Annotated in this window: 13 protein-coding genes; 4 read left to right on the top strand and 9 right to left on the bottom strand. The window is 70.2% G+C overall.

Annotated features, from left to right (window positions below):
• Positions 1-3: 3 nt before the first annotated feature.
• The 3 genes from BLS97_RS07555 to BLS97_RS07545 all read right to left on the bottom strand — a co-directional run bounded on the left by BLS97_RS07555 (position 4) and on the right by BLS97_RS07545 (position 4,078).
• The gene (locus tag BLS97_RS07555; protein ID WP_090475445.1) at positions 4-570 is read right to left on the bottom strand and encodes a dihydrofolate reductase family protein; all 567 of its coding nucleotides are present in this window, start codon (positions 568-570) and stop codon (positions 4-6) included.
• Between the two features lie 56 nt (positions 571-626).
• On the bottom strand, positions 627-1,475 hold the full coding sequence (locus BLS97_RS07550) for a phosphatase PAP2 family protein (protein ID WP_157695274.1): 849 nt from the start codon (positions 1,473-1,475) through the stop codon (positions 627-629).
• 377 nt (positions 1,476-1,852) lie between these two features.
• On the bottom strand, positions 1,853-4,078 hold the full coding sequence (locus BLS97_RS07545) for an MMPL family transporter (protein ID WP_090481625.1): 2,226 nt from the start codon (positions 4,076-4,078) through the stop codon (positions 1,853-1,855).
• Between the two features lie 179 nt (positions 4,079-4,257).
• On the opposite strand from BLS97_RS07545, the gene BLS97_RS07540 reads away from it, so the two are divergent.
• Both BLS97_RS07540 and BLS97_RS07535 read left to right on the top strand, forming a co-directional pair.
• Positions 4,258-5,856: an amidohydrolase gene (locus BLS97_RS07540; RefSeq protein ID WP_090475443.1), complete on the top strand. Its 1,599-nt coding sequence runs from the start codon at positions 4,258-4,260 to the stop codon at positions 5,854-5,856.
• Positions 5,857-6,077: 221 nt separating this feature from the next.
• Positions 6,078-6,815 carry a GNAT family N-acetyltransferase gene (locus BLS97_RS07535; protein ID WP_090475442.1) on the top strand — a complete coding sequence of 246 codons (738 nt, stop codon included), beginning with the start codon at positions 6,078-6,080 and terminating at the stop codon, positions 6,813-6,815.
• Positions 6,816-6,878: 63 nt separating this feature from the next.
• Here the strand turns inward: BLS97_RS07535 and BLS97_RS07530 are convergent, their stop codons facing one another.
• Positions 6,879-7,463: a TetR/AcrR family transcriptional regulator gene (locus tag BLS97_RS07530; RefSeq protein ID WP_090475441.1), complete on the bottom strand. Its 585-nt coding sequence runs from the start codon at positions 7,461-7,463 to the stop codon at positions 6,879-6,881.
• 85 nt (positions 7,464-7,548) lie between these two features.
• On the opposite strand from BLS97_RS07530, the gene BLS97_RS07525 reads away from it, so the two are divergent.
• On the top strand, positions 7,549-8,790 hold the full coding sequence (locus BLS97_RS07525; protein WP_197676460.1) for an MFS transporter: 1,242 nt from the start codon (positions 7,549-7,551) through the stop codon (positions 8,788-8,790).
• A 22-nt stretch (positions 8,791-8,812) separates the two neighbouring features.
• Here the strand turns inward: BLS97_RS07525 and BLS97_RS07520 are convergent, their stop codons facing one another.
• The gene (locus BLS97_RS07520) at positions 8,813-10,633 is read right to left on the bottom strand and encodes an ABC transporter ATP-binding protein (RefSeq protein ID WP_269457495.1); all 1,821 of its coding nucleotides are present in this window, start codon (positions 10,631-10,633) and stop codon (positions 8,813-8,815) included.
• A 178-nt stretch (positions 10,634-10,811) separates the two neighbouring features.
• Here BLS97_RS07520 and BLS97_RS07515 point away from each other — a divergent pair, with 178 nt between their 5' ends.
• Complete coding sequence (locus BLS97_RS07515) at positions 10,812-11,309, top strand: MarR family winged helix-turn-helix transcriptional regulator (RefSeq protein ID WP_197676459.1); 498 nt, start codon at positions 10,812-10,814, stop codon at positions 11,307-11,309.
• Positions 11,310-11,349: 40 nt separating this feature from the next.
• On the opposite strand, the gene BLS97_RS07510 is transcribed toward BLS97_RS07515, so the two are convergent.
• From BLS97_RS07510 to BLS97_RS07495, 4 genes are all read right to left on the bottom strand, one after another.
• Entirely contained in the window at positions 11,350-11,970 is a 621-nt protein-coding gene (locus BLS97_RS07510; RefSeq protein WP_157695273.1) for a hypothetical protein, read from the bottom strand.
• Positions 11,954-12,448, bottom strand: a complete 495-nt coding sequence (locus BLS97_RS07505; protein WP_157695272.1) for a SigE family RNA polymerase sigma factor — start codon at positions 12,446-12,448, stop codon at positions 11,954-11,956. The genes BLS97_RS07510 and BLS97_RS07505 overlap by 17 nt, the downstream gene beginning before the upstream one ends.
• 76 nt (positions 12,449-12,524) lie before the next feature.
• The gene (locus tag BLS97_RS24175) at positions 12,525-13,169 is read right to left on the bottom strand and encodes a class F sortase (protein WP_269457502.1); all 645 of its coding nucleotides are present in this window, start codon (positions 13,167-13,169) and stop codon (positions 12,525-12,527) included.
• Between the two features lie 126 nt (positions 13,170-13,295).
• On the bottom strand, positions 13,296-13,772 hold the full coding sequence (locus BLS97_RS07495) for a hypothetical protein (protein ID WP_090475436.1): 477 nt from the start codon (positions 13,770-13,772) through the stop codon (positions 13,296-13,298).
• Positions 13,773-13,776: the final 4 nt, after the last annotated feature.

Genomic DNA, 13,776 nt, shown 5'->3' with positions numbered 1-13,776 from the left:
AAACTACCCGCGCTCGCGGCGGTAGCGGATCAGTACGACTCCGTTGCCGAACGTCCGCGACTCGACCAGCGTCGGCGCGACCCGCTCGGGCGCGCCCGGGAACAGCGGCTGCCCGGCACCCAGGATGATCGGGTTGACGTACAGGCAGTACTCGTCGATCAGGTCGAACCGCATGAAGGTCGCGGCCAGGGTCGCTCCACCGATCGCCATGTCCCCACCCGGCCGGCGCTGCAACTCGCGGATCTCCTCCGGGTCGACCTCCCGGCGGATCGTCGAGTTCCACGCGACGTCGGTCAGCGACCGTGAGAAGACGATCTTCGGCATGTCCCGCCAGATCCGGGCGAACTCGACGATCGGCGGCGCGGCCTCCGCGTCCTGGTCGGCCGTCGGCCAGTAGGACGCCATCAGCTCGTAGGAAATCCGCCCGTCAAGGAAGGTGCTCATGGCACCGAGCCGGGTGTTGAAGTCGGTGTGCACCTCGTCGTCGACGTGGTGCCAGTCGATCTCGCCGCCCGGCCCGGCGACGTAGCCGTCGAGGGAGACCGACGTCATCATCACGATCTGCCGCATACCCTGCCTCCTCGGACGCGAGCGCGGCGTCCAGCCTCGCCCTCCCGGTCATCAGCCTAGGACGACGTCCCGACAACGGTGAGGGCCTCGGTCCGCTCGCCCCGGGCGGGACGGCGGGACCCGCGCCATCGGAAGTAGAAGATCTGCCCCACGACGACCGGGGCCAGGAGCAGCACGGAGCCGAGGCTGTCGAACCACCAGTGGTTACCGGTGGCGGTGATGACGTAGAGCGTCAGCAACGGGTGGACCAGGACCAGCCACCGCCAGCGGCTGGTGCTGGCATAGATGACCGCGCCGGCCACCACGATCGCCCAGCCGATGTGCACCGACGGCATGGCCAGGAGATCCTGGGCACTGAACGCTCCGGAGCCGTAGACCGACTGGCCGTACTTGACGGCGATGTCGATGAACCCGAGTTGCGGCAGCAGCCGGGGTGGCGCGACGGCGACGGTCTGCACGAGCAGGGCCAGGCCGGTGAAGATGGCCAGTGCCGCCCGCACCCTTGAGTACTTGTCCCGGTGTCGCCAGAACAGCCAGAAGAGCATGGCGCCGGTCGTGGACAGGTGCATGACGGCGTAGTACAGATTGGCCCACTGGCCCAGCGTCGGGTGGGTGATCAGCCCGAGCTGGAGGTCGCGCTCGTTCGGCAGATGCAGCCACCGTTCGGCGCGGTTGATCCAGATGCCGCGGTCGAACGCGGTGGTGGTGCTGTGCTGGGAGAGCTGCCCGGCTCGCTGCCAGAGCGCGAACAACAGGGCGACGATGCCGGCTTCCTTGAGGAAGGGCATCGTCTTCTGCGCCCAGCCGGCCCTCACCCGGCTCAGGCCGAGGGCCATGGCCAGCAGCACCACCGCCAGCAGCCCGGCCTGCCACCAGTTCAGCTCGGCGGTGGGCGGATGGGGCACCATCGAACTTTAGCGGCCCGGCGGCGGCCGGAGATGCCGACTTCGGATGGGACAGCCCATCCCGGATGGGACAGCCCAGTCGTCCGGCCCGTGCGGGGCCGCGGTGTGGCTCGGGCCGGGACTGGGGTCAGGCGGCCGTCGAGGGTCGCGAAGGGGATCCGACCGGACGCGCTGCGGTGCCGACTCCGGGCCGCGTCGATCGTGAGCGCGATCAAGGTGGCCCCGGGCGCTCTGCGAATCGAGTAGCGCACCGCGCATACAGAACTGCCCGTTTCGGCCGAAGGTCCGGCCGAAACGGGCAGTTCCATATGCGCCGGGTAGTTCCATATGCGCGGACTAGCGGGGTGGGCATATGTGCAGGTCACGCCGCGAAGCGGCTACTCCTTCCCGGCGGCCAACTTCGAGGGCCACCAGATCTTGCGGCCGATGTCGTGAGCCAGGGCGGGGACCAGGATCGACCGCACGATGATCGTGTCCAGCAGGACCCCGAACGCGACCGCGAAACCGAGTTCGGCCAGGAACACCAGCGGAAGGACGCCGAGGACGGCGAAGGTCGCGGCCAGCACCACGCCGGCCGAGGTGATCACCCCGCCGGTCACCGACAGACCACGCAGGACCCCGGCCCGCGTCCCGAACTTCAGTGTCTCCTCGCGGACACGCGTCATCAGGAAGATGTTGTAGTCGATGCCCAGGGCGACCAGGAAGACGAAGGCGAACAACGGGAACGACTGGTCGGCGCCGGCGAATCCGAAGACGTGGTTGAAGACGAACCCACAGACGCCCAGGGTCGCGCCGAACGACAGCAGCACCGTCACGATCAGCAGCAACGGCGCCAGGATGGCCCGCAGCAGCAACGACAGCACGATGAGGATCACGACCAACACGATCGGGATGATCAGGTTGCGGTCGTGCACCGACGCCGTGTGGACGTCCAGCGTGGCCGCGCTCTGGCCGCCGACCTGGGCACCGGCGCCCGGCACCGCGTGGACCGCGGTTCGCAGCCGGGTGATGGTGTCGTAGGCGGCCTGGGAGTCGTAGCTGTCGGCCAGGACGGCGTTCACGATCGTCCGGCCGTCGATCGGGCGGACCTGCAGCGCGGCCGGTGCGCACCCGGTCGTGGCGCCGGCCGGGGCGCTGCCGCCGGCGTTCTTCAGTTCGGCCAGCTTGGCGTAGTCGACCTGCACGCACACCGAACCGGGGGTGGTCTGCACGCCGGGCACCTTCTCGACAACGGCGATCACCGCGGCCGCCTGGTCGGCGTTCACCGCGATGACCGCCGGCGCCCCGGCGCCCTTGTCGAACTTCGCGTCGTAGATCCGCTGGCCGACGACGGCGTCCGGGGTGTTGGTGAAGCCCTGCGCCGTGGTGAGGCCGCTGGTCTTGAGGCTGCCGATCCCGACCAGGCACAGCAACAGGAGGACCCCGGCACCGATCCAGGCCCGGCGGTGGTGCGTGCCGATGAACCGGGCGACGGCGCCCCAGATGCCGGAGGTGCCCGGTTCGGCGGCCGGCGTGGCCGGAGTGGGACGACGCGGCCAGAACACCCATCGTCCGGCCGAGGCCAGGGCGACCGGCAGGAACGTCATCATCACCAGCAGAGTGCAGGCGATTCCGATGGCGGCGACCGGGCCGAGGCTCTTGTTCGAGTTCAGCTCGGAGAAGCTCAGGCAGAGCAACCCGATGATCACCGTCGCCCCGGAAGCGAAGATGGCCGGAGCGGACTCCTTCCAGGCCTTGATCATGGCGTCACTGCGGTGCTCGTAGTTGTGCAGCTCCTCCCGATAGCGGGAGACCAGCAGCAGCGCGTAGTCGGTGCCCGCCCCCAGGACCAGGACGGACAGGATGCCCTGACTCTGGCCGGTGAGCGTCAGGACGTCGTTCTTGGCCAGGAAGTAGATGATCAGCGAGGACAGGCCCAGCGCGAGCACCGCCGAGAACAGCGGGAAGAACCACAGCACGGGGGAGCGGTAGACCAGCAGCAGGATCAGGATGACCACACCGCCGGCCGCGATCAGCAACGTGCCGTCCAACCCGCCGAAGGCGGACAACAGGGCGACCAACAGCCCACCCGGGCCGGCCGGATACATGGTCAGCCCGTCCGGCAATCCGGTCTTGGCCAGGTCGACCAGGTCCGTCTCGGCCTTGGACAGGTTGTCCCCGTTCACCGCGACACCGTTCTGCTTGGCGATCAGCGGCGCGTAGATCGACGCGGCGGTGCCGTCCTTGGCGTAGACCACCGGCGTCACGGCCTGTGCGTCCACACCCTTCGCGGTCGCCACCTTGCCGAACACGGTGGCGATGGCTGCCTTGTCGGCCGCGGTCAGGCCGGATTCGCGCTGGAAGACCAGGAACCCGGGCAGCGACTGGGACGTGGAGAACTTCGCCGCCTCGTTCCCGGCCTGGGTCGACTCGGCGGATGCGGGCAGGTAGGACGAGTTGTCGCTCTTCGAGACGCTGGACAACTTGCCCTGGTAGCTACCGCCGAAGCCTCCGGCCAGGAAGGCGAGCACGGCCACGGCGATGATCCCGAAGAACGGGAACCCGCGGGGCAACCGCCGGGGTGGGCGTTCCGTGGTGGCCGGCGTGGTCTGCGTGTCGGTCATGGGATGGGCTCCTCGGTCCTGCGGGCGGTACAGCCGATTCATGGGTCGCAGATAGTTTGACGTCGCGGATCGTCAACCGGAACCGGATTTGTCCCCTAGTCGTAAACCCTGAGTCGATGGTGACGGGCGGGTAGCCTCGGTGCCGCCACGAGTCGATGCAGTTGAAGGGACAGTCCGGTATGACGAGCGTGCACTTCGTCGGAGGGCTGATCTGGAGCCCGGCCGACCAACCCACCCCGGTGGCGCAGGAACTGCTGGTCACCGATGGGCGGATCGCCGCCGTCGGTGCCCACCTGTCGGCCCCGAGCGACGTGGAGCGGGTGGATCTGGTCGGCGGAACTCTGATCCCAGCCTTCGGCGACGGGCACGTCCATCCACGACAAGCCGGACTCGAAGGCTTGTTCGCGCCGATCCGGGGGACCAGCATCGCGGCAGTGCTGGACGGAGTGCGCACCTGGGCGGCCGAGCATCCGGACGCCGAGTGGGTCTACGGCGGCGGGTTCGACCTGGCGCTGACCCCGGACGGGGTGTTCGACGCCCACTGGCTCGACGACGTCGTGCCGGACCGACCGGTCGTCCTGCGCGGGACGGAATACCACACCATGTGGTGCAACTCCCTGGCGTTGGAGCGAGCCGGGATCACCGCGCAGACCCCGGAGCCGCATGACGGCGAGATCGTCCGGCGGCCGGACGGTACGCCGATCGGCACGCTGCGGGAGTGGGGTGCCACCGCGTACGTCTTCGCCGTCCTGCCCCCGCCGGAACCGGCCGCCCAGGTCCAGGCGATCGACGAAGCGACCGCTCACTGCGCGGCGGCCGGGCTGACCTGGTTGCAGGACGCATGGGTGGAACCGGCGGAGGTGTCGGCCTACCTGGACGCCGCCCGATCTGGGGCGCTGCGGATCGCCGTGAACCTGGCCCTCCGGGTCGATCCAGCGGCCTGGCCGGACCAGGTCGACGAGTTCCGAACCCTTCGCGGGCAGGTGCGGTCGGCCGGGTTCGGCCAGCTCACGGCGCAAACGGTGAAGTTCTTCGTGGACGGGGTCATCGAGGCCGGTACCGCTGCGATGCTGGAGCCGTACCTGGACTGCCCGCACAGCCACGGGATGCCGAACTGGTCACGCGACGCGCTGATCGACGCCGTCCGGGCGTTCAGCGCGGTGGGGTTCCAGGTGCACCTGCATGCGATCGGTGACGCCGCCGTCCGGGACACGCTGGACGCGATAGAGGCCGCCGCCGACGTCATCGCCGCCGGTGATCTGCGGCCCGTCATCGCCCATCTGCAGGTGATCGACCCCACCGATCTCGACCGGCTCGCCGAGCTCGGGGTGTTCGCGTGCTTCCAACCGCTGTGGGCCCAGCCCGACCCGATGCAGGAGGTCCTCACCGTCCCCCGGATCGGGCCCGAGCGGGCCGCGCTGCAGTACCCGATCCGCACCGTCCTCGAGAGCGGTGCCTCGGTGACGTTCGGCAGCGACTGGCCGGTGACGGACGTCGAGCCGTTGGCCGGGCTGGTCACGGCGGTGACCCGGCAGACCCCGTCCGGGGAGCCGGCCGACGGCTGGTACCCCGAACAGCGGATCGACCTGCGTTCGGCGCTGACCGCCTACACCCGCGGTGTGGCCCGGCAGGGGTTCCGCGACGATGCCGGGACGCTGGACATCGGAGCCGTCGCCGACCTGGTGGCTCTGGCCGTCGACCTGCGCACGGCCGAGCTCGGCGAGGTCCGTTCGGCCCGGGTGATGGGCACCTGGATGGCCGGTCGGCGGGTGCACTGAGCTGGGGTGCACGGTCGTCATCGACCGGAATGGTATTCACCGGTCAGGGGCTTATCGGCGGGATTATGTCTCCGGTCGATGCGTGGGTGGGGCCGACCGGCGTCGTGGTGGTCACACCTCGGCACGGGCCGCACGACCCGACATATTCTGTGAAGGTTGCCCTGACGGCCGTTCAGTCGCCGGGACGCGCACCGCCCGAATCCCCGGAGGTCAGACCAAGCGTGACGCGAGCACTGGTGCCGCTGACCATGTCATCGATCGGTGACCTGCCGGAGAAGTGCCGTTCGTGCGTCACCTGGGAGCTGCCGCCGGACGCCGCCGCGGGCATGGACCCCGACCTGGCCGGCTTCGAGAAGGAGGTGTGGCTCTCCGGGGTCATGCTGACCTGGGGCAGCGCCGGCCAGATCGTGACGGTAGATGGTCAGCCGGCCGGTTTCGCGCTCTACGCCCCACCGACCGCCGTGCCCGGTGCGTCGGCGTTCCCGACCGCTCCCGTGTCACCGGACGCCGTGCTGCTGACCACGGCCCGGATCCACCCCGAGTTCCGCGGCCAGGGGCTGGCCCGCTACCTGATGAACGGCGTCGTCACCACGCTGACCAGACGGGGGGTCAGGGCCATCGAACTGTTCGGCGTCGAGGCCGGCGATCCGGCCGATGACGAGCGCAGCCCCGGTCGGCGGGACGGACACGGCGACGTCGAGGTCCCGAAGTGCGTGCTCCCGGCCGACTTCGCCCGGGCCGTGGGCTTCGCCGACGTCCAGGCCCATCACCGCTATCCGCGGCTGCGCTTCGAGTTGTCCTCCGGTATCGGCTGGAAGGCCGAGGTCGAATCGGCGCTGGAGAAGCTGTTCAGCGTCATCACGATTCCGGCCCCTCCGGTCGCCCAGCCGGCCCTGGTCAACGCTTCGGCCGAACCGAGGCCGTCATCAAGCCGGCCAACGAGGCCGACTCCGGGCTGAAGCCCGATCCGCCGGTCCCGGACCCCCGGTCCCGGACCGAACCCGGACTCGCGGTATCGGCGATCAGGTCAGTTCGCGGTCCAGCAGGCCGGAGGCGATGTCCCGGGCGGTCACGGCCGCATCGGTCTGGTGATCCAGCTGGGCCGCTACGGTCGCCCCGTCGTACAGCAGGACCAGACGGTCGGCCAGCGCCCCCGGATCACCGGCGCCGGCATCCCGCGCCAACTCGACGAACTTGTCCCGCACCCAGCCGCGCGATCGAGCCACCACCTCGGCCACGCCGGGGCCGCCGGATGCTTCGGCGGTCGCCCGCTGGAAGGCACAGCCGCGGAAGGTGGGCTCGGCGATGAGGTCGGCCAGGGCACCGAACACGCCCAGGATCTTGTCCCGGGGCGTCTGGAGCTGGGCGAGCTTGGTCGTGATGCGCCGCTGGCGGGCGACGTTGCGGGACTCCAGGTAGGCCTTGATCAACTCGTCCTTGCTCCCGAACGTGTTGTACAGGGACGCCTTGGCCACGCCGGCCCGCTCGATGACGCGGTCGATGCCGACGCTGTGCACGCCTTCCTCGTAGAACAGCTCATTGGCCGCGATCAGCAGTCGCTCGCGGACCGAGACGCGGGGCGTGGGCTGAGCAGCATCGATGGCCATGCTTTGACAGTATCAGACAGATCTGTCTACTGTGGGCGCTCTAGACAGATCTGTCTGGTCCATGTCAATGGCCCTGGAGTCACGAATGTCCGAGCTGCTCCTCCTACCGTCCCCCACTCGTCGTCGCCTCCGGCTCCCGTCCGGCCCGGCGTTCTACCTGCAGGCCTCGATCGTGGTCTTCTTCCTGGCCGGCTCCAGTGCACCGACCCCGCTCTATGCCCTCTACCAGCGGGAATGGGGCTTCTCGTCGATCACCACGACCATCGTCTTCGCGGTCTACGCGCTCGCCGTCCTGATTGCGCTGCTCACCGTCGGCTCGCTCTCGGACTACATCGGGCGGCGCCCGGTCCTGTTCACCGCCGTGGTCGTCCAGGCGCTGACCATGCTCGCCTTCGCGACCGCGTCGTCGGTGGACGAGTTGCTGTGGATCCGGGTGATCCAGGGTCTGTCCACCGGTGCCGCGGTGGCCGCGGTCGGTGCCGGGATGCTCGACATCGACCGGAGCAGGGGCACCATCGCCAACTCGGTGTCGGCCCCGATCGGGACCGCCATCGGTGCCATCGGCTCCGGATTGCTGGTGCAGTTCCTGCCCGCCCCGACCCACCTGGTCTACCTCGTGCTGAGCGGTGTGTTCGCGGTGCAGGCCGTCGGCGTGGCGTTGATGCCGGAGACGTCGTCACGGCAACCCGGTGCGCTGGCCTCGCTGCGGGTGAGTTTCGGCCTGCCGGCGATCGTCCGGGTCCCGCTGCTGGTGGCGGCGCCGGCGCTGGTGGCGGCCTGGGCGTTGGCCGGCTTCTACGGAGCGCTCGGGCCCAGCATCGTCAAGCGGATGATCGGACACAACTCGTTCGTCCTCGGCGGGGCCGCGCTGTTCGCCCTGGCCGCGACGGGTGCGGTCACCCTCATGCTGCTGCGTAACGCCGCCCCGCGGACGGTCATGCTGCTCGGCACGACAGGGTTGATCCTCGGCGTTGGCGTGACCGTGCTGGCCCTCGACGCCGCCTCGATCTGGCTCTTCTTCGCCGGAACGGTGGTGGCCGGGGCGGGCTTCGGCGCCGCGTTCCAGGGCGCCGTCCGGAGCATCGTCCCGCTGGCCCGGCCGCACGAGCGGGCCGGCGTGCTCTCGATCGTGTACGTCATTTCGTACCTGGCCATGGGTGTGCCGGCCGTCGTCGGCGGGTTCCTCGTCGTGCACGGCGGCGGACTGCTGGTCACGGCCCGTGAATACGGGGTGGCGGTCATGGTCCTGGCTGCGTCGGCGCTGGCTGGGCTGCTGCTGCGATCCGCGCCGGCGGCGGTGACGAGCGTCTGCCCGGCCCAGGCCTGACCCCGGGCCGCACCGACCCCGTTCAGACCAGCACCGCATCCCGGGCCAGGAGCGAGGCGTACGCGCCGTCGCGGGCGAGTAGCTCGTCGTGTCGGCCGCGTTCGACGATCCGGCCGTGGTCCATGACCACGATGACGTCGGCGTCCCGAACCGTGGACAGGCGGTGCGCGATGGTGAGGGTGGTGCGGTGGCGGGACAGGCGCGCGATGGCGTCCGTCACCTTGGCCTCGGTGCGGGTGTCGAGGGCACTGGTCGCCTCGTCGAGGATCAGCACCTGAGGGTTGCGCAGGATGATCCGGGCGATCGCCAGGCGCTGCTTCTCACCGCCGGAGAACCGGTATCCCCGCTCGCCGACGACCGTCTCGTAGCCCTCGGGCAGTCCGGCGATGAGGTCGTGTATCTGCGCCGCCCGGGCGGCCGCCTCCAGTTCCGGTTGCGAGGCATCGGGTTTGGCGAACCGAAGGTTCTCGGCGATGGTGGCATGCAACAGGTAGGTCTCCTGCGAGACGATGCCGATGGCGCCCGCCAGGTCGACCTGGGTGAGTTCGCCCAGTGGAACACCGTCGAGGGTGACCGTGCCCTGGTCAGGCTCGTAGAGCCGGGCGCCCAGGTAGCCCAGGCTGGTCTTGCCCGAGCCGGTGGCGCCGACCACGGCGACGTGCTGGCCCGGTTCGATCCGGAGGTCGACGTCGTCCAGGGTGGTGGTCGCCGCACCCGGATAGGTGAAGGTGATGTGCTCGAAACTCAAGGCGCCCTTGGGATTTGCCATCCGCGTCGGGCGGTCGGGTTCGGCGACGTCGACGGGCAGATCGAGGTAGTCGAACACCCGACGGAACATGGCCAGGGAGGTCTGGACGTCGACACCGGTGGACAGCAGCTGCATCATCGGGCGGAACAGTTGGCCCTGCAGGGTGGTGAAGGCGACGAGTGTGCCGATGGAAACGGCACCGGTGGTGCCGGAGACGGTGAACGCGGCGGCCAGGTAGATCGCGGCCGGCAGGATCGCGATGATGATCCCGATGCTGGACTGACGCCAGCGGCCCGTCATGGCCGAGCGGACCTCCAGATCGGCCAGCTCCTCGGACGCGGTGGAGAAGCGTCGGGTCAGTTCTTCGGTGCGGCCCATCGTCTTGGTCAGCAGGATGCCGGAGACGGACAGCGACTCGGCCACCATGGAGGACATGTCGGCCATCCGTTCCTGACGGTTGGTCGCGATGCGCCGCCGCATGCCGCCGACCCGGCGGGAGATCCAGACGAACAGCGGGACCAGCACCAGGCTGACCAGGGTGAGCTTCCAGTTCAGCGCGAACATGGCGACGAACGTCGCGACCACGGTGGTGCCGGAGGACACGATGGTGGTCGCGGTGTTGGTGACGGCGGCCTGCATGCCGCCGATGTCGTTGGCGATCCGTGACTGGACCTCGCCGGTGCGGGTCCGCGTGTAGAAGCCGAGCGACAGTTTCTGCAGGTGGGTGTAGACGGCCGTGCGCAGTCGATGCATGACGCCCTGGCCGACCAGGGTCGACTGCCGGGACTGGACGACGCTCAGGACCGTGGTGCTGACGGCTACGACGATCATGCCGATGGCCAGCACGACGGTCCCACGGGTGTCCCGGCCCGGCAGGGTGACGTCGAGGATGTTCCGGAGCAGGAACGGGGAGGCAAGGGAGATCAGCGACGACGCGACGATGAGCAGGCCGACCAACGCCAGTCGGCCTTTGTGCTCGCCGAAGAGCCGGAAGATGCGCCGGATGTCACCCGGTTGGGCCGACGGAGCGGGGCGGTCGTCGGACGCGTGGTTGATGTGGGCTTTGGTGGGGGTATCTCGAGTGGCCGTGGTCACGGGCACTCCCTTCTTCTTGGTCTACATGGGCAGGGGGCCGGTCCGAGGATTGAACACTCGGTGAGTATAGCTCATACTGAGTTTGCCTCACAGTGAGCAGATGACACAATCAACGTCGGACCGGTACGGTCTGTTCCCGTCCGTTGGAGGTTCAGGAGAGGGTGAGGTTCCGGTGAGCGTGAGCAACGCCGAGCTGGTCGAACGGTTGATGCGCTCGGCGCATCGGCTGCGTCGGGCGTCGGCCAAGTCGTTGGCGCCGCTGGGTTTGACGCCCGCCCAGGAGCGGATGCTGCGCCTCGTCGCACGCGGGGACGGTCCGTGGCGGATGGGCGAGCTGGCCACCAGGATGGGCATCGTGCCGCGCTCGGCGACGAGCCTGGTCGGCGCGCTGGAGGAGGCCGGTCTGGTCGAGCGGGCGATCGACCCCGACAACCGACGATCGATCCTGGTCCGGCTGACCGCTCAGGGTGAGGATCTACAGCGCGAGATGGCCGCGGCTCGGGCGCAGGCCGGGGAACGGTTGTTCGCCGACCTCGACGACCGTGAGCGCGCGCTGCTGGCCGAGCTGCTGGACAAGGTGGCGCCAGCCGATGCCGGTTCGGGGGCCGGGGAGATCACGCCGGACGGTGGGCCGGCACCGGTCGCTCAGACGGTCGGGCGCCCCACCACGAGGTAGCGGCGGCTGCGGGCGCGCTCGGGGGATCGGTCGATCGTGCTCACCCGGCGGTGCGGGTGGTCGTCGACCCCGACGTGGCGGTCGGGTTGGGTGCGCCCGAGAGGGAGGTGCCCGGCGTCGGGCCGACGCGGCGGGCGGCGGGCGTCGAGGTGGACGTCTGCGTCGGTGTCCGTTCGGCCGTCGTGTCGGGGGTGCCCGGTCGACCGGTGGCCGTCGATCGTGCGGTGGCACTCGTCGAACGAGCCGGCACCGCCCGGGGCGGCGTGCTGACGACGGTCGACGGCGTGGCCGCGGACGAGCGGACCGGGGGCACCGCCTCGGCCGACGGGGTGGCCGAGGACGACGGCGCCCGGGTCGGGGCGGACACCTGGCCGGTGGTCTGCGGGGTGGTGTGCGGGCCGGAGGACGACGGGCGGCCGGACACGGTGGGGCGCCCAGCCGGCCCGTCCGGCCGGTCGGGCCGGGTGGCGACCAGCGTGATGCCGCCCGACACCAGGATGACGGCGGCGGCGACCGCGGCCATGGCCCACCGCTGCCGCACCCGGTGGTCCTGGGTGCGGCCGGCGGTCAGCGCGGCCCGGATGTCGTCGGTGCCCGGACGGTCGTGGTCGGTGAGATCCCGCAGGTGACGACGCAGATCGTCCTCATCCATGATGCTCATCCTGCCGGTCGTAGGTGATGCGGAGCGCGGACAAGCCGCGGGAGATGTAGCTGCGGACGGAGGACACCGAGCACTGCAGCTCGGCCGCGATCGCTTCGTCGTCGAGGTCGAGGTAGTAGCGCAGTACCAGCGCGGCGCGTTGCCGGGGAGCCAGCGTCCGTAGTCGCTGGTCCAGTTCGTCCCGAGTCTCCAGGGTGGCCGACCCGGCTGCGACCGCCGTGTCCGGGAGCTCGCCGGTCCGCGTGGTGAAGATGTGCCGGGACACCCAGGAGCGCTGCTGCGAGATCAGCGTGTTGGTGATGATCCGTCGGACGTAGGCCACCGGGTTCTCCGCGTGGTTGATGCGCGGCCACGCCTTCTGGGTCTTGATCATCGCCTCGGCCAGGATGTCGTGGGCCTGTTCGCGGTCGCCGCTGATCGCGCGGGCGTACCGGGCCAGGGCGTCGAGCTCGGAGTCCAGGAACTGCTCGAACTCCACGCCGGGGGGCTCCTTGGGAGGTGATAGGGGTTGGCGCACAACGACCGAGGGATTGTAGGACATCATGATCGGGCGTTCAGGTCGATGGTGTCGCGAACACGATGATGTTGTCCTGGTAGCTGTGGGCGGCGGCATCGAACGGGCCGCCGCAGCTGATCAGTACCAGCCGGGGTGGCCCGGACCGGGTGAAGATCTCGGCCGGCAGGCCCGCCGACTTCACGTACACCCGCCGGGCGCGGACCGTGTACGGCACCACCCGCCCGGCCGAGGTCCGCACCGAGACCTCATCGCCTGGGTCGAGGTCGGCCAGATGAAACAACGCGCCGAGCCCGGCGGTGGCCGAGTCGATGTGGCCGTCGACGACGGTGCTCCCGACCGGCGAACCGGGTGGAGCGCTCGCCCGCCACCAACCGACCGTGCGTGGGTCGTCCGGTACCTGCAGTTCGCCGCCGACGACGTCGACCGGCTGCACGGGCGCGGTCACTCGGAGCGTCGGCAGCTGCAGCAGTACCGGGGCAGGGGCGGACCCGGCATCGCGATCGGCGGAGGGTGCCGCCTTCGCCGACGGCCCGGTCGTACCCGGTGGTGGTGCGTCCCGGGCCGATCGACCGTGGGTTGCGGCAGACGGTGACCGTCGGGCCCCGATCGCCGGGAGTCCGCCGGGCTCCGGCGACCGGCCCGAAATGGGCGGTGGCAACTCGGACGAAGCGACTGCCGCCACACCTGGGACCACCCCGGCGTCGGTCGGTGGTGACACCCGATGAACGAGGATCACCCCGGCCGTCGCCACCAGCGCCAGCCCGACGATCACCGCCGCCGCCGGAAGATGGACAGGTTTGAGCACCGATCAGGCCCGGCGCGATCGGCGCCGCAGCAATCCGGCGCCACCCACGCCGACCAGGGCCAAGCCGGCGGCCCCGACACCGAACGTGGTCGCCGTGGTGGCGGGGCTGGTCGAGGCGCCCTGACCGCCCGACCCGGCCGGGACGGCCGTGGGCGCCGCGTTCGGGTCGATCGTCGGCGTCGGGTCGGCGCCGGTGGAACGGGCCGGGCGGGCCGTCGTCGGGTCGGTCGGAGTGGTGGCGACGGCCGCCGGGCTCGCCGCCGCCGGGCTGGTTGCCGCCAACGGGGTCAGTGCGGTCTTGGCCGGCTCGGACGAGGTCGGTCCGGCCGCCGGTGCGGCCGTACGCGCGGGCTGGACGGTCGACGTCGTCGGGGTCGAGTCGACGGTGGTGGCGCCGGCGCTCTGGGATCCGGACAGGGCCAGTACGACGGCTCCCGCGGAAACGACGAGCAGGCGAAGGCCGACAGACTTCAGGTGCATGGGA

The organism is Nakamurella panacisegetis, assembly GCF_900104535.1.
GTDB classification, from domain to species: Bacteria; Actinomycetota; Actinomycetes; order Mycobacteriales; family Nakamurellaceae; genus Nakamurella; species Nakamurella panacisegetis.
Note: the sequence above shows the minus strand (reverse complement) of the source record. Positions and strands in the feature narration are given on the sequence as shown.